The organism is Granulicatella sp. zg-ZJ (genome assembly GCF_010892355.1).
GTDB lineage: Bacteria > Bacillota > Bacilli > Lactobacillales > Aerococcaceae > WM01.
This window is the reverse complement of the sequence record NZ_WNJY01000029.1, coordinates 1-22,969: the sequence shown is the minus strand read 5'-3', so window position 1 is coordinate 22,969 and position 22,969 is coordinate 1. Positions and strand designations below refer to the sequence as shown.

Annotated in this window: 12 protein-coding genes and 3 pseudogenes; 12 read left to right on the top strand and 3 right to left on the bottom strand. The window is 34.0% G+C overall.

From position 1 onward, the window contains the following. Positions 1-2,024 (top strand): DUF1542 domain-containing protein (locus tag GMA11_RS07880; protein ID WP_163546620.1); only part of this gene is annotated, 2,024 nt, incomplete at its 5' end. A 540-nt stretch (positions 2,025-2,564) separates the two neighbouring features. On the opposite strand, the gene GMA11_RS07875 is transcribed toward GMA11_RS07880, so the two are convergent. Next, positions 2,565-2,837 carry a transposase gene (locus GMA11_RS07875; RefSeq protein WP_163546619.1) on the bottom strand — a complete coding sequence of 91 codons (273 nt, stop codon included), beginning with the start codon at positions 2,835-2,837 and terminating at the stop codon, positions 2,565-2,567. Between the two features lie 144 nt (positions 2,838-2,981). Between GMA11_RS07875 and GMA11_RS09535 the strand changes: the two genes are divergently transcribed. The 10 genes and pseudogenes from GMA11_RS09535 to GMA11_RS07830 all read left to right on the top strand — a co-directional run bounded on the left by GMA11_RS09535 (position 2,982) and on the right by GMA11_RS07830 (position 20,006). Beyond that, a complete protein-coding gene (locus GMA11_RS09535; protein ID WP_370516583.1) occupies positions 2,982-5,756 on the top strand; it encodes a hypothetical protein in 2,775 nt (924 codons plus the stop codon). Between the two features lie 78 nt (positions 5,757-5,834). After that, positions 5,835-10,277, top strand: coding sequence for a DEAD/DEAH box helicase family protein (locus tag GMA11_RS09530; RefSeq protein WP_370516582.1), 4,443 nt, complete (start codon positions 5,835-5,837; stop codon positions 10,275-10,277). A 563-nt stretch (positions 10,278-10,840) separates the two neighbouring features. Further along, positions 10,841-12,652 carry a group II intron reverse transcriptase/maturase gene (ltrA, locus tag GMA11_RS07865; protein WP_163546618.1) on the top strand — a complete coding sequence of 604 codons (1,812 nt, stop codon included), beginning with the start codon at positions 10,841-10,843 and terminating at the stop codon, positions 12,650-12,652. Between the two features lie 107 nt (positions 12,653-12,759). Beyond that, a pseudogene (locus GMA11_RS07860) lies at positions 12,760-14,242 on the top strand (helicase); the annotation flags it as partial. A 42-nt stretch (positions 14,243-14,284) separates the two neighbouring features. After that, positions 14,285-14,947 (top strand): annotated as a pseudogene (locus GMA11_RS07855) (DNA-binding protein). Between the two features lie 165 nt (positions 14,948-15,112). Then, entirely contained in the window at positions 15,113-16,180 is a 1,068-nt protein-coding gene (locus GMA11_RS07850; RefSeq protein WP_163546617.1) for an ATP-binding protein, read from the top strand. Then, a complete protein-coding gene (locus GMA11_RS07845) occupies positions 16,173-18,407 on the top strand; it encodes a S8 family peptidase (RefSeq protein ID WP_163546616.1) in 2,235 nt (744 codons plus the stop codon). The genes GMA11_RS07850 and GMA11_RS07845 overlap by 8 nt, the downstream gene beginning before the upstream one ends. A gap of 85 nt (positions 18,408-18,492) precedes the next feature. After that, positions 18,493-18,807: a hypothetical protein gene (locus GMA11_RS07840; RefSeq protein ID WP_163546615.1), complete on the top strand. Its 315-nt coding sequence runs from the start codon at positions 18,493-18,495 to the stop codon at positions 18,805-18,807. A gap of 27 nt (positions 18,808-18,834) precedes the next feature. Further along, positions 18,835-19,167, top strand: a complete 333-nt coding sequence (locus GMA11_RS07835; RefSeq protein WP_163546614.1) for a hypothetical protein — start codon at positions 18,835-18,837, stop codon at positions 19,165-19,167. 14 nt (positions 19,168-19,181) lie between these two features. Further along, a complete protein-coding gene (locus tag GMA11_RS07830) occupies positions 19,182-20,006 on the top strand; it encodes a hypothetical protein (protein ID WP_163546613.1) in 825 nt (274 codons plus the stop codon). A 14-nt stretch (positions 20,007-20,020) separates the two neighbouring features. On the opposite strand, the pseudogene GMA11_RS07825 reads toward GMA11_RS07830, so the two are convergent. Both GMA11_RS07825 and mobC read right to left on the bottom strand, forming a co-directional pair. Further along, positions 20,021-21,349: pseudogene (locus GMA11_RS07825) on the bottom strand (relaxase/mobilization nuclease domain-containing protein). 5 nt (positions 21,350-21,354) lie between these two features. Next, positions 21,355-21,705, bottom strand: coding sequence for a plasmid mobilization relaxosome protein MobC (mobC, locus tag GMA11_RS07820; protein WP_163546612.1), 351 nt, complete (start codon positions 21,703-21,705; stop codon positions 21,355-21,357). A 969-nt stretch (positions 21,706-22,674) separates the two neighbouring features. Here mobC and GMA11_RS07815 point away from each other — a divergent pair. Beyond that, on the top strand, positions 22,675-22,969 hold a 295-nt coding region (locus GMA11_RS07815; protein ID WP_163546611.1), incomplete at its 3' end, for a recombinase family protein.

Here is a 22,969-nt window from a genome sequence, read left to right as displayed (position 1 = left end):
CAAAACAAGCAGCAGTAACAGCATTAGCCCAAGCCCAAAATGAAGCAAATGCAGCAATAGCAGCAAATGACAATCTAAGTCCAGAAGAGAAAGCAAAAGCTAAAAAAGAAGTAGATGATGCGACAAGTGCAGCAATCGATGCAATAAATAAAGCAACAAATAGCGAAGGAATAACAGCTGGACAAACAGAAGGATTAGGCAAAATCGAGTTAGCGAAAGCAAAAGCAGAAGCAGTAGGGAATTTAGAAAAAGCAAAAGCAGATGCCAAAGCAGCAATCGAACAAAATGGACACTTAAGCAGCGAACAAAAAGACAAAGCTAAGGGTGAAGTAGATGCAGCTACAACTGAAGCGATCGAAGCAGTAGGTAATGCAACAGACAAAGAAGGTGTAACAGCAGCAGAAACTAGTGCAACACCAAAAGTTGACTTAGCGAAAGCAAAAGCCGAAGCGATCGAAGCCCTAGCAGCAAGAGTAGAGAGTGCAAATAGTGAAATAGATAATGCCCAAGGTTTAGATAATTCTCAAAAAGAAGCATTAAAAAACAAGGTAAAAGAAGAAGCTAAGAAAGCAGAAGACAGCATCAACAGTGCAACAGATGTATCGACAATACCTGGCTTAAAAGATGCAGGACTATCAGAAGTAAACCTAAGAAAAGCAAAAGAAACAGCAAAAGCAAATCTAGATAAGAAATTAGCTGATAAAACAAATGCGATCAACAACTCAAGCTTAACTGATGAAGAAAAAGTAGAAGCAATAAACCAAGCAAAAGAAGCTAAAAAAGCTGCAGAAGAAGCGATTGAAAAAATATCTGATGAAAACGAAATTACTGGAGCATACGATACTGGAGCAAACAATATAGCAGCAGTAAGTGAAACATCAGCTAAAAAAGCAGAGGCAGAAAGAGCGATCGATGAAGCTAAGCGAGTAAAAGATAGTGCAATTGACAATTCAAACCTAACAGAAGGGGAAAAAGCAGAAGCAAAAGCAGCAACAGATGCAGCAGCAAAAGACGCAAAAGCGAAAATAGCAGCAGCAACAACAAATGCAGATGTAGATTCCAAAAAACAAGCAGGGGAAAGTGCGATAAACGCAGTGTCAACAGATTCAGGATCAAAACAAGCAGCAGTAACAGCATTAGCCCAAGCCCAAAATGAAGCAAATGCAGCAATAGCAGCAAATGACAATCTAAGTCCAGAAGAGAAAGCAAAAGCTAAAAAAGAAGTAGATGATGCGACAAGTGCAGCAATCGATGCAATAAATAAAGCAACAAATAGCGAAGGAATAACAGCTGGACAAACAGAAGGATTAGGCAAAATCGAGTTAGCGAAAGCAAAAGCAGAAGCAGTAGGGAATTTAGAAAAAGCAAAAGCAGATGCCAAAGCAGCAATCGAACAAAATGGACACTTAAGCAGCGAACAAAAAGACAAAGCTAAGGGTGAAGTAGATGCAGCTACAACTGAAGCGATCGAAGCAGTAGGTAATGCAACAGACAAAGAAGGTGTAACAGCAGCAAAACAAGCAGGGGTATCAAAAGTTTCTGTCATATTACCAGCTTATAAAATAAGAGTATCTGATACAAATAACATTGATCAAACAACAAAAGATAAACTAAAAGAAGAGCTACTACGTTTAAATCCAGGTGCAACGATTATTTTTGGTGACAACAGAGTAACAGTTAATAACTTAGAAATACCATATACAGAGTTAATAGCAAAAGGTAACTACGAAGTTAATGTAGATACTCCTAATTACGATAAGCCAAGATTTGAATTAGGCGTAATCTTACCTGATAACAATAAAGTTGGTAAAGATAAACTTAACTTCAATAAATCAATCTCTAATATAGATGTAGATAGTAACAAAGAAGGTACAACTTCATCTAATAAAGATGAATATCAAAACAAAAAACTACCAAAAACAGGAGCAATAGAGCAAAATACAATATTCTATGGAGCTACTGTACTGGGATTAGGTTTAATGATTGCATCATTAAGAAGACGAATTGAAGAAGAAAAGGAATAAATCGAATATAAAATATCAAGTTGATATTGCCATATAAAGTTAATGTAACTAGGAAGTAAAAAACGAGATATTTCATTTCTACTTCTATTAATATCAGTTGTTTTTGGTGAATAAAAAAAGATAAGAAGTAATCTTTATCTAATTATTTTTTGAAACCTATTAGTATATTTATTTAAATAAATTATGTACTTTGTTTATCATAATATCTTAAAATAAAGGAGATAATAATATGATTTCTAAGTTGAAAAGTCAGCGAGAATTTTTTTGCAAGAAGTGCGGAAGAAAAGTTGAGACTTTAGAAGGTGTTTTAGATAGGCGTACAGTATTTTGTAGTCATCTTTGTAGGAGACGCTATTGGCGTCATTCTGATAGACGAAGCTCTCAAGACATCAAATGATTTATTGGCTCTATGTCAAATAGGGTTGATGACTCATAAAAGGTAGTGATGTAACAAATGTTACGTCACTATCTTTTTATTTTGGCTCTTCGTCAAATTGTGTTGGTGGAGAGAAATAGTGAGTATGTTGGTAGTGAATGGCATTAACCATTCACTACCTTTTTCACATTCTTTTTCTGCCATTGGGAATGGTGTTGTATGATTAAAATACGTAATCTAAAATAGGAAAAACGTCTATAGCCATAGGCAATGCGTTTGATAACTTTAATATGATTGTTGATAGCTTCTGTGATACCGTTTGAATAAGGTAGTATGGTAAAAGCTTGATAAATACTATTCTGATAGGTTTTTAAAATATCAAATTTCTTTCTAAACCACTCTGTTAATGTCAACAATTTTTTTGTATAATAATTCATGAGAAATACCTCCTTGTTTAATTGTGGTGATTTAATCATACAGGTATTTCTCTTTTTTTGTCCACTTTTATATACAAAATCGTGCTGGTGGATTATTCTCACCAACACGATTTATTATAGAGCCGAAAAAAGAAGGAGGTAAACATGCGAATAAATGATTTTCATAACATTTTGGAGCTTATAAATCAAGATATTCTGCAGAGTGAAGCAGAGTATCTGAAGCTCTTAAAAGTTGTCGGAAATAATCAAAGATACGACTTTAGAAGTCAATTAAGTATCTATGATAAAAATCCTGAAGCGACAGCCTGTGCCAAGTTCGACTATTGGAGGGAACGCTTTAACCGAACAGTTATGCGAGAACAGAAAGGGATACCAATTTTAGAGGACTATGGCACATACAAAAAAGTGGCATATATTTTTGATATAAGCCAGACAGTTTCAAGAAACAGGGAGGTCAATGAAGTCAATCTTTGGAGATATGATAAGGAAGCTCATAGGGATGTCTTAAAGGAAATGATAACAAGAGAGGGCTATGAGGAAAGTGAAAGCACCTTAGAAAATATCTTTTCTTTAAGTAAACTTTACGGTGATGAAAAGATAGACAGCCTTATGAATGAGCTTAGAATAGCTGATGAGGATAGAATATCCTTTACCAAATTTGTTAGGGACTCAGCGAGTTATGCAGTAGCTTCAAGATTTAAGGTAGACTATCCTGTGGATAATGAGCTTTTAAGAGAAAATTTTCAAAGACTTGGCAGTATATCCCTAATGAGTCTTGGTGAAACCGTATCGGATATTAGCGGAAAGATTATTGATGAAACTATTCAAAGAAGCAAAGAGCTTGAGCTTAAAAAAGAAGTTTTAAGAGGTAAAGAAGCAGGATACAATAGGATTAAAGAAGAAATTGAGAAAGGAGATAATAATGTACTTCGACGAGATGATCAGAAAAGAAATGAAAATGAGCGAGTTCTCAGAAATGGAGAGTACGGACGAGATAATAGAGAAAATCAGGGAGAATACGCTAAACAGCTTGGAGGAACAGATGGACTTCATAAGGGAGTATCCGAATCCGACCTACGCAGTGATGAGGCTGGATTATTTATCACAGAGAGAGGAGCAGAGCCACTTCGAGATGTTAGTGGATCTATACAAGGAGAAGAAGCTGACAGGACACCTGATGGATATTCAGAAACAAGCGATAGAGTTTATGAGAACGGAGAAGCCGAAATTGATGAAGGCGTGGAAGATAGAGGACGAGAACCATCCACAGTATGGGGCGATGATTTCAGCTCTGAAGGAAATGACAATCAAGGAAGTAGTGGAAATTTAAAAGATAATACTAATGTAGAGTTAAAAGAGGCTGAAAAGGCTTCTTTTTCTTTACCTGAAAATACCTACGGACAGATGAGGCTCACAATTCCGCTTAATGAAAGGGATATAGATACTATCCTTATTAACGGAGGAAATCATGATGGAAGTAGACTTCCTGTTATCGCTGAGTTTTCTAAAGGAAAGAGCAATGAAGAATTGGGAGATTATCTAAAAAATACCTTTAGAGGAGGAAATGGATTTTACATTGATGAAAGAGAAGTATCTTCCTGGTATTCGGATAAAGGCATTCATTTAGCTTATGGAACTTCTGCAAGAGAAGATGATACGCAAATTTTAAGCTGGAGTGATGCAGCAAGTAGAATAAATGAGCTTCTTGATAGTGGTAAGTTTGCTACAAATGTAGATCTTTCTGAGGCTCTTGATTATGAAAGAAATCGGATTTCAGAATCACTATGGTATCTAACGCATGATTTAAGCGAAGAAGGACAAGCACAGGGATATTTTGAACTATTGAAAACAAGTGGAGGAGGCTTTCCGGAAGAAACGAAAAGGTTGTCTGAAGCATTAAAAAATCCTGAATACTTAAAGGAAACAATCAAAGAATATGGCAGATTTTTAGGGGGATACAAAGAAAAGAGAAATGTATTAAGGTTTCACTATCACAAGGTAGATAGTCTATATAAGAGGTTACAGGAACTTGAGCTGCCACGAAAGGAATATAGTACCAATCTAACAGAGCTTCCAAAAGTAAAGTCCTTTATTACAGAAGATGAAGTCCTTGAAAATCTTTCAAGAGGAAGTGGCGTCGATAGAGGAAAAGAGCGAATAACAAAGTTTTTCAAAGAAACTCATACTTTGCAGGAAAAAGCTAATTTTCTAAAAGACGAATATGGCATAGGTGGTAGAAGTCATGCAGTATCAGGTGCAATGGGAAGTGATGAATGGCACGATGCAAAGGGACTTAAATTACAGAAGAATAATTGTAATGATGTTTTCCTTACTTGGTCAAGTATGGCAAAGTATATTGACGAGCTGCTTTCTAAAAATCTTTATCTTGAAGAAAAGAAAATAGAAAGTAAGTCAGAGATAGAAGAAGCAAAAGCACCGCAATATTATTCTAAAGATAATCCTGAAAACTTAATGACTGATGAAATGCTTGAAAGAGTACCTGAACTTTACGCACAGGAAGATGTAGCTTTAGCGGATAAAGAGGTTCATGCAGCATATATTATTCCTTTCCGTTCTAACTGGACTTGGTATATGACGGAATATGACAGGGAAAGTAAAGATGCTTTTGGACTTGTACTTGGGATAGAACCTGAATGGGGATATTTTAATCTTGAGGAGTTAAAGGAATTAAATGTCCAAAGGCTTGTTTTAGAGGATTTTCCAAAGACCTTTAGAGAACTTAAAGACAGTGAACTTAAAAAGCAGATGGATGAGCAGGAGCTTCATCATGTCTTTAATGGAGAGCTAAGTTTTGAGGAGAATAATACAGAGTTTGAAGCACCTGAAGAAGTAGAAAAAAGCATAAAAGCAGAACCTTTTCAGGCTACCTTATTTGATTATCTAAAGGAAAAAGAATAAGTAGAGCTTAATGAAAAAGAGGACAGCCTTTCAGATGAGTTTGCAGTTAAAGAAGGCGATACCGTCTATTTTAATCATGTGGAGTACAAAGTAAGAGAGCTTTCTAAAAATCAAATTACAGGAAGAAATGATTTATGGCTTGATCCTGTAAGACAAGGTAATCATCAAATCCCGATTGTAGCCTTTACAGATAATGAGGATTTATTAAGACAAATAAGTCTTGAAAGACCTGAATTTATCATCGGCGATGAAGTGAACTATAAGGGGAAAGACTACACCATCACACGCTTTGATGATATGGGAAATAACTTAAAGACGGTAACAGTTAAGGATAATACCGAATATCTTGGCGGTATGATAACAGGCTCCGATGTAATTCCTTATCGTCTTGAAAGCGATCTTGAGAGAGTATTTGAAAATCTGACATATAAAAAGCCTGAAACTATTGCTAAAGAAAGTGAAATAGAGAGAACAGAAGCTCATAACTTCAAGATTACGGAAGAAACATTACCTGAAAAGTTATCTCCAAGTGAAAGGCTAAATAATAACCTTGAAGCAATTTCCATGCTTAATAGAGTGGAGAATGGGCAAAGAGAGCTTGACAGTACAGCTCAGAAAGTTTTAGCAAGGTATGTAGGCTGGGGTGGACTTGCTGATGTATTCGATGAAGAAAAAGGCGGACAGTGGAAAGAAGCGAGGAGCTTTCTAAAGGAAAACTTATCTCAGGCAGAATATGAAGCTGCAAGAGAATCTACCCTAACGAGCTTTTACACACCGAAAACTGTTATTGACGGCGTATATAAGACACTTTCAGATATGGGATTTAAGAGCGGAAATATCCTTGAGCTATCAATGGGCATCGGAAACTTTATAGGAAATCTTCCTGATGAAATGCGTAGGTCAAAGTTTTATGGTGTAGAGCTTGACTCTATAAGCGGTAGGATTGGAAAACTTTTATATCCTGAAAGTGATATACAGATTAAAGGACTTGAAGAAACTTCCTTTTCCAATAACTTCTTCGATGCAGTTATCGGTAATGTTCCCTTTGGAGAATATAAGGTCAATGACAGGGAGTATAACAAAAATAACTTCCTTATCCACGATTATTTCTTTGCCAAGTCTATTGATAAAGTCAGAAACGGCGGCGTCATCGCCTTTATCACATCAAGTGGAACAATGGATAAAAAGGACGAAAGTGTCAGACGTTATCTTGCAGCAAGGACTGAGTTTTTAGGAGCGATAAGACTTCCGAACGATACTTTTAAGAGTGTTGCCGGAACAGAGGTAACAAGCGATATTATCTTTCTAAAGAAAAGAGATAGCGTATTAGAGCGTGATGAAGATTGGATACACCTTGCGGAAGATGAAAACGGTCTTGTATATAACAAATACTTTGTTGATCATCCTGAACAGGTACTTGGCTCAATGCGTGAAGTAAGCGGAAGATTTGGAAAAACTCTAACTTGTGAGCCGATAGCTTATTTAGGCACAGAGCTAAATATGGCTTCATTGAAGGATCGTATCGAGATTGCAAGAGAAAGAATTTCAAAAGATGCCAAGTATGAAGAAATAGAGCTTTTAGATGATGAAATCACTTCAATCCCGGCAACGGATGATGTAAAGAACTTCTCTTATACCTTAATTGATGATGAAGTCTATTACAGAGAAAACTCCCTATTTGTAAAGAAAGAGTTAACGGATAAAAACAAAGAAAAAATCAAGGATTATCTTGAGCTGAATGCTGCCTTAAAAGATGTGATTTACAAGCAGAAAGAAGATTTTAGTGAGGAAGAAATCAAGGCTTCACAGGAAAAACTAAATGAAGTCTATGATCGTTTTTCTAATAAGCATGGCTTTGTAAATAATTTAAGCAATACCAGAGCTTTAAAAGAGGATAGCAACTTTCCACTTGTTTCCTCCATTGAAATCCTTGATGAAGAAGAAAATTTCAAGGCAAAGGGAGATATTTTCTCCAAAAGAACTATTACAAAGGCTAAAGTCATAGATCATGTTGATACTTCTTTAGAAGCCCTTGTTTTATCGGTATCTGAAAAAGGATATGTAGACTTTGACTATATGGAAAGCCTGACAGGTAAAGACAGACCGACTTTGATTGAGGAACTTAGGGGAGAGATTTATCTAAATATCAGAGAGGAACAAAACTTTTATAGACCACTGTCTTTTAACTTGGAAGATGGAGATTTACCTTTTGCTTGTGCCAATGATAGCAACTCCTATAAGTATGGCTATGTAACAAAAGATGAGTACCTATCAGGAAATATCAGGGATAAGATTGCCATCGTAGACAGCTACTTTGCAAAGCTAAGACAAACGGAAAGAGAACTCCCCCATCTTGGCTATGCAGAAGATGGTAAAGAAAAAGAACTGATTAGCTATGAGATGAATCGTTCGGAATACCAAAAGGCTGAGCTTATGAAAGTTCTCCCAAAGGAGCTTGAAGCAAGTGAAATCAATGTGCGTCTTGGTGCAACTTGGATACCGATTAAAGATATTGAGAAATATATCTTTGAAACGCTGAAAACCCCGGGATATGCAAGATGGGATATTAAGGTTAAGTTTTCAAACCTGACAAGTGAATGGAATGTAGAAGGTAAAAGTAGGGATAGAGGAAATGACCTCGCTGAAATGACCTATGGTACATCAAGGGTAAATGCCTATAAGCTGATTGAAGATGCTCTAAACCTTAAAGAAACAAAGGTATTTGACCAGATTGTAAATCCGGACGGTTCTAAAACTTCTGTCCTAAATAAAAAAGAAACCATGCTTGCAGGACAAAAGCAGGAGTTATTAAAAGAAGAATTTAAGAACTGGATATTTAACGATCAGGAAAGAAGAAACCGCCTTGTAAAACTGTATAATGAGCGTTTTAACTCGATAAGAAACAGAGAATATGACGGAAGTAATCTTTCTTTTGAGGGAATGAATACTAAAATAGAACTTAGACCTCATCAGAGAAGCGCTATCGCACGAAGTCTTTACGGAGGAAATACCCTGCTTGCTCATGTCGTGGGTAGTGGAAAGACTTTTGAGATGGTAGCTTCTGCAATGGAATCTAAAAGACTTGGAATGTGTAGTAAGTCCTTGTTTGTTGTACCCAATCACTTAACAGGACAAATCGGTCGTGAGTTTATGCAGCTCTATCCGTCTGCGAACATTATGGTGGCTGATAAGAAAGACTTTGAGCCAAAAAACAGAAAGAGATTTATCGGGAAGATTGCCACAGGGGAATATGATGCCGTTGTTATCGGGCATACGCAGTTTGAAAAAATCCCTATGTCTAAGGAATATCAAGAGAAGCATATTCAGGATCAGATTGATGAAATCATTAACTATGTTGAGGAATATAAGCATGATAGAAATCAGAACTTTACGGTAAAGCAGCTTGAAAAGACGAAGAAGAAACTGGAAACAAGGCTCGAGAAATTAAATGACGATTTTAAGAAAGATGATGTCATTACCTTTGAGGAATTAGGAGTTGATAAGCTCTTTGTTGATGAAGCACACAACTACAAAAATCTTTATCTTTATACAAAAATGCGTAATGTTGCAGGAATCGGTCAAAGTGAAGCCTTTAAGTCCTCCGATATGTTTATGAAATGTAGATACATGGATGAAATGACAAATGGAAAAGGAATTGTGTTTGCCACAGGTACACCTGTTAGTAATTCCATGACGGAATTATATACAATGCAAAGGTATTTGCAGTATGATGAATTACAACAAAAAGGACTACAACATTTTGATTCTTGGGCATCAACATTTGGTGAAACAGTTAGTGCAATTGAATTAGCACCTGAGGGAGATAAATACCGAATTAAAACAAGATTTTCTAAGTTTTATAATCTTCCTGAATTAATGAGTATGTTTAAAGATGTAGCAGATATAAAAACTGCTGATATGTTAAACTTACCTACACCAACAGCACATTATGAAACAATTGTAACTAAACCTACTGAAGAACAAAAAGAAATACTAAAATCATTATCTGAAAGAGCTGATAAAGTTCGTGATAAAAGAGTAGAACCTGAAGAAGATAATATGCTTAAAATAACTAATGATGGTAAGAAATTAGCATTAGATCAAAGATTAATTAATCCATTACTACCTGATGATGAAAATTCTAAAGTGAATGTATGTGTAAAAAATATTTTTAGTATTTGGGATAAAACAAAAGAAAAGAAATCAACACAACTTGTGTTTTCTGACATGTCTACACCTAAAGGATATGGTGAATTTAATATTTATAATGATATTAAAAATAAGCTAGTTAATCTAGGAGTACCGGAAACAGAAATTGCTTTTATACATGACGCTAATAATGAAAAACAAAAAGATGAATTGTTTGCGAAAGTAAAAAAAGGAGAAGTAAGAGTATTACTTGGGTCAACACAAAAAATGGGAGCAGGTACAAATGTACAAGATAAACTAATTGCATTACATGATGTGGATGTTCCTTGGAGACCCTCTGACTTAGAACGTGCGTCCGTAAAGGCGGTATAGTAAATCTACTTTTGGCAAAGTAGTAGGCGTGACCTTAATGCCTATCATCACCCAACTGACCTGTGAGGGAAACCAAATATCAGGGAACAAAGCACGTTGGGAAACTCATAAGTTGATGAGTTATCACATCACGACTGAGTGAAGAGATGACAATGTAACAGTTGTTACTGAGATAATTATAAGGATAAAATCTAAACTGATTGAAGGATAGTCTAAATGGTCTGTGTCGGGACTGTGAGGTAAGATAACTAAAATCCTCATACTATGGAACTTCATTATCACTGTTCGAGGTAGTGAAGCAAAGGGATTCCATAGCGTATTCATAGTAAATGAAAACAGATGAACGTCCTATCCGATGAAATTATCAAGCTATGTTACTATACCAGCTAAACGGAGATTACCTAAGTCAAAATGCTTGTAAAAGCTATTAAACATCAGGTTTATGAATATTTGATAAGGTAACGGAGTTTCCATAGTAGTCCGAGCGTGTTAATGGCACGTACATGGCGAAGGGGAACAGTTTATAACATTAACATAATGGAAAGGAAGGTGTGTGAGACACCATGAGAAATCCTCAAAATGTGTTAAATAATCTAACAAAACACAGTAAAGATAAAAACTACCGATTTGAGCGACTTTATCGCTTACTTTACAACAAAGAAATGTACTTAGTTGCCTATCAAACGATTTACGCTAACCCAGGACACATGACACCTGGAGTAGATGAGTTGACGATTGATGGTATGAGCATCGCTAGAATTGACCAATTGATTGATTCCCTGAAAGATGAATCCTATCAGCCACATCCATCAAGACGAACCTATATTCCTAAAAAGAATGGGAAGCTACGCCCACTAGGTATTCCATCATTTGATGATAAGCTCTTACAACAGGTTATCAAAATCATTTTGGAAGCCATCTACGAGGGACAATTTGAATCCTCTTCCCATGGTTTTCGTCCGAATAAAAGCTGTCATTCAGCACTTACTCAAATTCAGAAAACCTATACAGGAGTAAAGTGGTTTATTGAAGGAGATATAAAATCGTTTTTTGATAATATCAACCACGATGTGATGATTCAAATTCTACGAGAAAGAATTACGGATGAGCGTTTCTTACGCCTGATTCGTAAATTTCTCAATGCAGGATATGTGGAAGATTGGAAATTCTACAAAACCTACTCAGGAACTCCACAAGGAGGAATAATCAGTCCAATTCTAGCCAATATCTATTTGGATAAGTTTGATAAATATATGACAGATTATGTGAAGAACTTCTGTGAAGGGAAATACCGTAAACGCACCCCAGAATATCGCCAAAACGAGATTGCATTGGGGAAAGCAAGAAGAACACTAAAGTGTGCTTCAACGGAAAATCAACGCCTAAAAGCCATTCAACGTATCCGTCAATTAGAAAAAGAAAGAGTATTGATTCCTCACAGCGACCCTATGGATAGTAGTTTTAAGCGGCTAACCTATACCCGATACGCAGATGATTTTATTTGTGGTGTGATTGGAAGTAAAGAGGATGCTCGCCGCATTAAAGCAGACATTAAGGACTATTTGGAAACAGTTCTCAGATTGGAACTCTCTGAAGAGAAGACCCTGATTACCAATGCAAGAGATAAAGCTAAGTTTTTAGGTTATCACTTATACATTCGCCAATCCAATTTAGCCAAACGTGATTCGGCAGGACGATTGGTCAGAAATTATACAGGTAGATTGGTTTTAGAGGTTTCTATTGAAACGATTCGAGATAGATTACTGTCCTATGGGGCTATGAAAATGACTTATCATAGAGGTCACGAAGTTTGGAAACCAACAGCTCGTTATTTTATGAAAGATTGTGATGATTTAGAGATTTTAGAACGCTTTAATGCGGAAATAAGAGGTTTTTATAACTATTATCGCATCGCCAATAATAGTTCTATTCTTCATCGCTTTAAGTACATTATGGAATATAGCATGTATAAGACCTATGCGACTAAATATCGTACGACTAAATCTAACATCATCCGAAAATATAAAAAGGATGGTCAGTTTAGGATACAGTATATTGGACGTAAAGGAGATACAATGATCCGTTATTTCTATAATGGAGGCTTTAAACGTCAAAAGAAATCTTTCCTAGAAAATGATAATTTACCAAACACGGCAAAATATTTTAGCCGAACCAATTTAATTGATAGATTAAAAGCAAATCGTTGTGAGTACTGTCAAGTTACCAATAGTCCCATTGAAATTCATCATGTGAGAAAACTCAAGGATTTAAAGAGAAAGACTTTTTGGGAACGTTTGATGATTTCTAGACAACGGAAAACAATAGCACTGTGTAAAGATTGCCATAAGAAATTACATCATGGCAAGTTAGATTGAGTTTATAAATGGAGAGCCGTATACATTGAAAGGTGTACGTACGGTTCGGGGGCGAGTATTTGGAAACCTGCCGTAGTAATACGGTAAGGCGCTGGGTACTTAGCCTACAGCGTGCGGGTAGAATTGTAAGACAGGGTAACGAAAATGAGAAAGTAAATATCTATCGTTATGTTACAGAGAACACATTTTATGCCTATTTGTGTCAGACGATAGAAAACAAACAGAAATTTATTTCACAGATTATGACTTCAAAGACTCCTGCTCGTGTGGCGGAAGATGTAGATGAAAGCAGTTTAAACTATGCAGAGATTAAAGCTCTTGCTACAGGTGATCCTAAGATTAAAGAAAAGATGGATTTGGATAACGAGGTTACGAAGCTGAAGATGTTGGAATCAAACTATAAGTCCAATCGTTACAGATTAGAATAAGGTAGCGAAAAACTATCCGGAAGAAATTGCAAGAACGGAAAAGCTAATAGAAGCTGTAAGGAAAGATATATCGGAAGTTGAACCTAAAGAGGAAGGAGAAGAAAAGTTTACTTCCATTACCCTTTTTGGAGAAAAGATTACCGATAAGAAGTTAGCTGGAGAAAAGCTGCTTGAAGCCATTTCCAAAGTGAAAATCAATGGAAGCAAGATTATCGGCAAGTACAGAAATATAGATTTAGAGGTAAGCTACAACTTTTTTACCAATGCCCATGACTTTAGTTTAAATGGTGCTACAAAGCATTCAGGAGAGCTTGGAACGAGTGCGGACGGTAACATTACAAGACTGGATAACGCTCTTGAGAAAATGCCTGAGAAATTAAAGAGGCTTGAAGAAAAGCTCATCAGCACAAAAAAGCAGCTTGAAAATGCCAAAGAGGAATTAAAAAATCCGTTTGAAAAAGCTGATGAATTAAAGAGTAAGGTACTTCGCTTGGCAGAACTGAATAAGCTGCTTGACATTGGAGATGTTGAAGAAAAGAGAAATGATAATCCACTTGTAGAAGATGTAAAAAGAGCAATTATTGATTTCTGTAACAGAGAGTACAAAGAAAATCATAGTTATGATGACTTTAACACCTTGTATCCTGATTTGAAGCACATAGGCATTGCCTATACGAATACGCCAGATGAAAGACATGGTATTCAGTATGAGCTTAATTTAGAGGATAATACATGGACACAGTATATTGATGATATACCAATAAAAACAGAGAGTTTTGATTATGAGAACAAGGGAGAAAATGAAACTCTAAAGAACATAAAAAATGAGATTGAGCTATCTTCTTTTGAAGATTTAGTCTATGTGGATTCTGAAGATTTAAGAGCAGCACTTGGACTTGACATTGATGATGAAGGTAACTTTTATGATCTACTTTCTAAAGACCTTGATAATGATGGAATTACTGACAGATATGACAATGACTTTAAGGACAGCGACTATTTTGAGTCAACTTATGATGTGGAGGACAATCTGTATACCAAAGAGGAAGCCACACAGAAAACGGGTGATAAGCCATCTATTTTAGGTCAGATAAGAGCTTATCAAAATGAGAGCAAGACAGAGGAAAAACAAATTACAAAAGAACAGGAATATGTACGATAACGGGAGGGCAACCTCCCTTTTACCATGAAAGGAGATAAAAACATGGATTACAAAACAATGAGAGATAGAATTGAAGATATGGTCAATGATAATCACAATGACTTTGTTAAGGCGGTTATCAGCATGGAAAAAGGTATCAACGATGAAAGTGCTTTAGACAAGCTCTATGAGGCTTATATGGACAATGACACCGTTAATTTACTGCACGAGGAATTTGACTATATGATTGAAGATTTAAGAGAACAGGGACAGATAAAAGATCTGCCTTATGTTCAGGAAGAACAAGATAACCTTATAAATATAGTTGGAAATGTTGTCGGCAAGGTCGATGTAGTTGAAAGAGAAAACAAGAATGGAGAAGCCTTTAAGGTGGCAAATTTCTCTGTTGTATCTAAAGATGATGAGGAAAATAAGGTATATCATAATTGATCCGCTTATGGAGAAAAGAGTGATATTCCAAAGGATTTTAAGCAGGGAGATTTTGTGAAGCTTTTTGGACAGATTAGAACTTCCATTGATGATAACGGTAAGGAACATACTAACATCAAGATACTTTCTTCAAAGCTCTTAAAGGCAAAAGAACAAATGAAAAGACAGGAAGAAAAGAAAGAATCTGTTCTTGGAGCTATCAAGAAATATCAGGCTGAAGATAATAAGGAAAAGCCTAGAGAAAAGAAAGAAGCATCAAAAGAAGCTGAGAGATAAATATATGGTCGGTGTGGTCTTAGGACTGCACCGGCTTTTTTTAATCATGAAGGATCGCTAATATAACCTTTGATGTAGAAATTAAAATTTGAATATTTGTCCCATAAATATAGAAACATGTCCCGATTTATGATATAATAATAAAAAAATAGGAGGTATGGCAATATGAAAAAACAAAATGTTTTGAATTTAATAAAATACCATGTGGAAAGGAATGAAAATTCCTTTAGAAATGAGGCAATAGCAATAGCAAGATATTTTGATAGCATAGGAGATTATCAGTTATCCGAATATATTATGGGGTTAATATCTGAATCAAATTTATATTCACCACAAAGTAGTGATTTTGAAAGTGAGTTTTTAAAACAAGTAGAAATAAGAAATTTAGAGGCTTTAAATTTACCACTTGAAATAACAGAAGATATAAAAGGTATTATTAACGCTGTAAACCATAATCTTGGTATTAATAAATTTTTATTTGAAGGATTACCGGGAAGTGGAAAAACAGAAGCAGCTAAAAATGTTGCAAGATTATTGGATAGATCTCTTTTTAGGGTGGATTTTGAAAACTTGATAGAGAGCAAGTTGGGACAGAGTAATAAAAACATAATAGAAGTATTTAGAGAAATAAATATGCTTCCAAATGCAAATAAGGTTGTGCTTTTATTTGATGAAATTGATGTTATTGCATTGAATAGAATTAATTCTAATGATATTAGAGAGATGGGAAGAGTAACATCCACAATTTTAAGAGAATTAGATAGATTGACAGACCTTAATAAAGAGATTGTACTTATTGCAACAACTAATCTATATTCAAATTTTGATAAAGCATTAATTAGGAGATTTGATGCTGTTATTAATTTCAATAGGTATAGTGATGAGGATTTAATAGAAGTTGCTGAATATTATTTTTCTTCATTTATCAAGAATTTTAAAGGAATATCCAAGGATACAAGATTATTTAAAAAAATATTGAGGATAGCAAAGAAAATACCTTATCCCGGAGAATTAAAAAACATTATAAAAACATCACTTGCATTTAGTGATGTTGGTTCTGAGTATGATTATTTGAAAAGATTGTACAATAGTTTGATAGGAAACCTGGATCAAAAGGACATAAGCCAACTTCATGAAGAAGGATTTACTGTAAGAGAAATAGAAAAGTTAAAAGGGGAGTCTAAAAGTGCTGTATCAAGAAAGCTGAAAAAGGAGGAAGTAGATAGTGAATAATGTTTTGGAATTAAAAGGGAAACGCTTTGTACAAGCACGTAGAAATGTTAATGGCGGTGGTATAGCCATGAATGGAAAAAATGATGTTAGCACACAGCATTTGTTAAGGTTAAAATCTCAGTTAAGCCAAATTAAAGAATTTTGGGATAAAGAAACAAAACCATTTGAAGGAATTTTAATTAGTGTTTATTATAATAAAATTGTTGCGAAAAGTAATCGAATTGCAGGACTTTTTAAAGGGACGACTTCTAATGATGCAATTGTTGGTGCAAAATTTAATTTAGATAAGAGTAAGCATATAATAACGTATTTTCTTGATGAGGATGATTTAACTAAAAGCATAGAGTTAATTGTAAATACTTCAAATATATTATCTCAAAAATTTGAAGGAAATATCAGCAAGAGCAAATTTGAAGACAAAAGTATTGTTAATTCAGAAGTTTTTAAAAACCTTTCTGTAAGTATGTCTACATTTAAACAGGTGATTGCAGATGTATCGTATATTGATTCTTTTGAGGTAGAGTTACCTACGATAGATGTAAAACAAAGTATTATAACTTTGTATGATGTAAGAAAAGATACAAAATTATTATTTGAAAGATTAGGGATAGATATTTTAAGTAGCAGAATTTTAGATAATCAAACTGTTTACTTAGACGAAAAGCAGATAGAACTACTTTTCGTAAAAGCACCTTATCTTGTTTCAATGGCAACCGTTGATTTGTCAAGTTTATCACCTGATGATTTTATAAATGAGTATCAAACAAAAATGGTAACTATATCATCCCCAACTATTGAACCAACAATTGGTGTGATAGATACCTTATTTGATGAAAGTGTTTATTTTAGTGATTGGGTTGAATATCATGATATGGTCTCAGAAGATATACCAAAAAATCCAAAAGATTATAATCATGGGACAGCAGTATCTTCCATTATCGTTGATGGAGCAAGATTAAATCCTTGGCTGGACGATGGCTGCGGAAGATTTAAGGTTAGGCATTTTGGAGTAGCGGTAGGTGCTGAATTTTCTTCATTTTCAATAATAAAGAAAATAAAGAGTATTGTAGTAAACAATTCAGATATAAAAGTCTGGAATATTTCACTTGGTAGTAATCAGGAAATTAATGACAACTTTATTTCTGCTGAAGCTGCAACATTAGATAAAATTCAGTTTGAAAACAATGTAATATTTGTTGTGGCAGGAACAAATAAACCAAGTGCAGATATAGTAAAAATAGGATCTCCGGCAGATTCTGTTAATAGTATAGTTGTAAATTCAGTTAGTAAGAATGGGCTGTCTACTAAATATGCTCGTAAAGGATTAGTATTATCTTTCTTTGCAAAGCCTGATGTGAGCTATTATGGTGGCAGTGAAGAAGAGTACATTAGGGTTTGTGAACCTTTAGGGGCTGCGAGTGTTGCTGGTACTTCTTATGCTGCGCCTTGGATTGCGAGAAAATTATCTTATTTAATTGATGTGTTGGGACTTAATAGAGAAGTTGCAAAAGCCATGATTATTGACGCTGCAAGAGGTTGGGATGAAAAACCGACTCCTGAGGAAGTTGCTTTATATGGGCATGGAGTTGTACCAATTCATATAAACGATATTATTCAAACAAAAGATGATGAAATAAAATTTGTGGTATCAGACGTTAGTGAAAAATGGAATACTTATAGCTACGATTTTCCAGTGCCTCTAAAGGATAACAAGTATCCATATATTGCAAAGGCTACTATGTGTTATTTTCCATTGTGTGATAGATTGCAAGGTGTGGATTATACAAATACGGAATTAAATTTACATTTTGGGAGAATAGGGGATGATAAAAAAATCAAGGATATTAAGGGGGATAAACAGAATACAGAAGACACCTCAGAGGGAGAAAGAAATTATCTTTTGGAAGGTGAAGCCAGAAAGCAGTTTAGAAAATGGGATAATGTAAAGTATATCGCAGAGAGTGCTACAAAAAGAATGATACCAAAAGACTCTTATAGAAATAAAAACTGGGGTATGGAAGTAAAGACAAATAACCGATTAGCTCCTCAAGATGGTATAGGAGTTAGGTTTGGTGTTGTTGTAACACTCAAAGAAATGAATGGAGTTAATAGAATTGATGAATTTATCAGAAGTTGTACATTAAATGGTTGGTTAGTAAATGTAATCGATGTTGTTAATAGAGTAGATATTCACCAAAAAGTTAATGAAGAAATTAAGTGGGAATAGTATTTGTTTTTTTGCACTATCGACAGTAAATGGAATGGTATGGAATATTTATAAAAATTATAGTAAGTATAAGAGGTGAAGAGATATGGAGAATCAAGATAAGATATATGAAATAGAAATTAACAGTTGTGGTATAGGAGGGAAGCTTAGGATACAGAATAGTAATAATAGAGTTTTAGCAAAAATTGGAGATGTTTTATTAGATAAACTGAATTATTACAGATGGAATAATGCTGTAAAGTTTTTTGACAAATATGATCAGAAAAAAACGAAAAGAAGTTCAATTGGCAAAGAAACACCATTGCCACCAAAATTTTTATTTGAAATATTAGGTAATGCTTTTATGGAAGAAGAGGATGAAGTGCAAGATTTGTGGGCTAATCTTCTTTCTAATTGGTAGTTTGCTGAAAATCGTACAGACATAGCAATGGTGTTTATAGAAATATTAAAAAATCTATCTAAAAATGAAATTCGTATTTTATCAGCAATTCATACCAGTTTAGATAGAAATAATCTTAGGTATAACAAAAATTCGTACGTAGATGGCAATGTTGTACGAGAACATCTTTGTTTGTCTAAAGAAGAATATGAATTGGCAATGCTTAATTTATTTAGATTATATTGTTGTGAGGGATTTCATCAAGAAACATCAGCAATGTATTTTGGCAACATACCGATTCAAGCTAATGGAGGCATTGAGAAATTTAGGATTACTGCATTGGGATATAAATTATTAGATATGATATTAGAAAAGGATTAGGGGGAGTGATGACTATGCCTGATACAATTATATATTGGTTATGGAGATTGGTAAAAGCAATACCTGAAGATATTATCAAGGGACTAATAGCATCATTTTTAATTTTACTTATAATAAAACTTGTTAACAAAGTTAAATTTTTAACTTCTAAAATTAAAAATATCATATTAAAATTGTTTAATACGAAGATAGAAATATCTACTAAAACCACTTTTATTGAATCTCCAGATTATCATTACACTACAATAAGACGAGCTGAAAATGTTAGAAGTGAAAATTCTAATGACAATGATTTTTTTTTGCTAATCATTGCAGGAGTGTTTGTAGCTTCTATAGTAGTTAGTTTTTTTAAAGAATATGTAGATTATATTTCTTTGTTTTTAAAGTGGTTTGGACTTATCCCACTGATAATATGTATATTATTTTTATTTGTTATATCTATTAGTCAAGAAGTTCAAAAAGTTACAGTTAAATTCATCGCAGTTTTAATAGTTGTTTCTGCATTGACCTTATATTATGGACTTAATCTTAGAGAAATGGCGACAACAATGAGTGCAACAATAACAGATGGAAGAAATCTTTTTGCATCGGTATATAAAATTTTTGGCGTATTTATAGGAATAATTCAACAGTTAATATCTTATATATTATTGCTTAGAGTAATAAGTGTTTATATTGATAGAAAAAAGAAAAAACCGATACAATCAGTTCGTCGTTTCATCGCTAAAACAAAACAATTTGAATCGGTTATGTTCCTTAGCATTATAGTAATATTTTTGTCAATTTTATCATACGCATTTACATTAGAAGCTGTTCATAAATTTCTATTAAAGCAATAAGAAGATTTAAAAGCCTATCTCTCCATCTCCTTACCCATATAAATTCCATAATTTTTTCGTATCTTGTAAAGCTCGTTCATAGTAGATTTTGACGAAGAATACTCTTGCATAAGGGTATTCTTTTTTTCTTGTAATTTATCAAGTCTATCTAAAATACCCTTAGAATTTGGCAACTTGGAATATGATTTTTTAAGCTCTGAAAGGGCATTTTCATATAGTGTAATCTGAGCTTTGTATTCTTCAAAAAAAGCCTTATCAGATGGATTAGCCTTATATATTTTATAGTGTTCCCTATATTTTTTGACAATGTGAACTTGCTCCATAATTACAGAAAGCTCCTGCATTTTCTTATCAATAGCCTTGATTTTTTCTTGTATATTTTGTCTTTTGTCGGCTGCTTGTTGGATATACTCATCAAGCTGTTTAACGGATTTAATGCCATGTTCTCTGATATAGATGACAGACTCAGCCATTGTATTAAGGTTATGTTTGGTTGCCCAATATTCATAGCCTTTGCTTTCTTTTACTTTTATATTGGTGTTCATATCAATAACCTTGCCGATGTGTTTTTTGACAGCAGGAGTTTTAATAGATACTCTTTCTGCGATGCGTTCTTTTAATCTTTCTTCAGTATAATCTTCTCCGATTGTTTTAGTTCTTGTAAATCTTGGCTTATCTTTCGGCTTAAAAGCAATGTGTTTGCTATACTTAATTTCATAGTCAAGATCAGCCATCTTTTTTAGAAACTCATCTCAATCCTTAGACTGTTTTATCATTCTGTCAATGTCAAATTGAAGACTGCTTTTCCAAGAAGTACCACGCTTTGCCTGTTCGTTTTCATACCAAGACTTGCTGTTAGTCTTATATTTTTTTATAGCTTTCGTAAAACTCGTCAATGACGGATAGGTTATTTTCTTTGCATAGCCTATCGCTTTGATAACGGATTTTATGGTAGCTTTTTTTATTAGACTGGTAGCACCTACCTGTTACCATATTTACATTATTAAAGATGATGTGATTGTGAATATGCCCCTTATCTATGTGAGTAGATAAGACAAATTCGTACTCGTCTTTGAGTATCTTTTTACATAGCTCCATACCGATTTGGTGTGCCATTTCAGGCGTAGTTTCTCCCGGTAAAAAGGATTGAATGAGATGTCTTGCAAGAACAGTTCTTTTGTTCCTGCATCATTTCGTGTCCTTAAAAACTGAGTGTGAGCAGTTGATTCGTGGCATTTATGAGTGCTGATTAAAAGCTGCTCGTCTGTTTTATCTCCATTTACAATGTACTCGATAGCAAGATTAAGGGTCGATTTTATTGGGTGTATTTTTGTAATAGCCATAAAAACTAATCACCTCCGGAAGTCCTGTTAAGCAGCAGTGAATGAATTTGCCATAGCTCTTTTGAGAAATGTTCAATCGCATTTTTTATATCATCGATGTCCTCTTTGTAGATTACACCGGTCGAATTTACTCGCTTGGCAATCTGATTGATGTTGTTTGTACTATTGGAAAGTAAACCTTGTAAATCTCGGAAAGGTTCTAAATCTACTTGATAAATCTCCTTTTCCAAAACACATTTGCGTATAAAATGGCTCATATTTCTGCACTTAGCAAGTTTTCTTTTCTCCTCAAAAAGAGCCTTTTCTTCTTTTGTTAGTTTAATTTCAAGTCTTTCATTTCGTATTCTATTTGCCATAAATAGTTCCTCCTTTAGATGTATTTCGGGGTCTTAGGGTTCTCCCTAACAAGCTAAAAATTGATAAAAAAAGAAGCAGTTCCCGAAGGTCTGCTTCATCAATTTTTTCGTAAGTGTCCGTACACTTACTGTGCTTGCTACAAAAGAATGATTTGGATAGCAAGCATTAAGCATCAATTTAATTCTTTTAAGACAGTATAGCACAAAAATGAAAATTTAGTTAATTGATTTGAAAATTTACGAAACTTTCTGAGGTGGCTAACTTACTATTGTAATTTGTGTTTTAAACACTATTATTTCTTATGAAATAAAGTATTCTGTTTATTTATACAATATTTTGTATATTTTCAAAATGAAAAGATAAGAAATATCTGTTTTTGAAAATTGTTTTTATATAAAAATTCATAAACATTTTATAAAACTATATTTCGCTAACTTTTCTACCGAACCATTTTGCAACTAAATCAGTATATTTATTCGCAACATATCTTTTTAAATGAAAGATATGGGTATACTATTCATTGTATCCATAAGAATACTCGTTATGTTTTCTTTTTTCTGTATAGAAACTGAATTTTACTTTTACAACAATACTGGTGCATATTTTGTTTCTTTTTTCAAATATAGGGACATTTAAATAGAAACATAAATCCAATAATTTTTTATCAGATAACGTTCGTGTGTTTAAAGAAAACTTTTCTAATATTTGAGGACACCAACTTAAAATGTTAGCTAAACAAAGCTTATTAATGTATCGTTTTTGAATGAGAATGTACTAAATAATAAAACCGTGCCTTTATAAAAACAGTAACTCTAAACATAAAAATAGATAAATTTAATTGTCTTTTGTTATCACATTGATGTCGTGATGAAACAGGATTTTTATAGTGTTCGTTTATTTTTGTTTTTTATTTTTTTATCTTGTTTTTGCTTTGAGATAATAGTAAAAAAACAATAGGAGGACTAACTATGAAATACGGGTATATTCGTGTGTCGACAAAGGAACAAAACATTGATCGTCAGTTAACAGCTATGTACAAAGAAGGGATTGCACAAAAACAGATTTATATTGATAAAATGTCAGGGAGAGATTTCAATCGAGTAGCTTACAAACGTATGATAAAACGTGTAAAAAAGGGAGATGAAATTGTGATTAAATCGATTGATCGTTTAGGAAGAAATTATGATGAGATTCTTGAACAGTGGCGCTATTTAGTGAGAGAAAAAGAGGTAGATATTCGGGTTATTGACTTAGAATTATTAA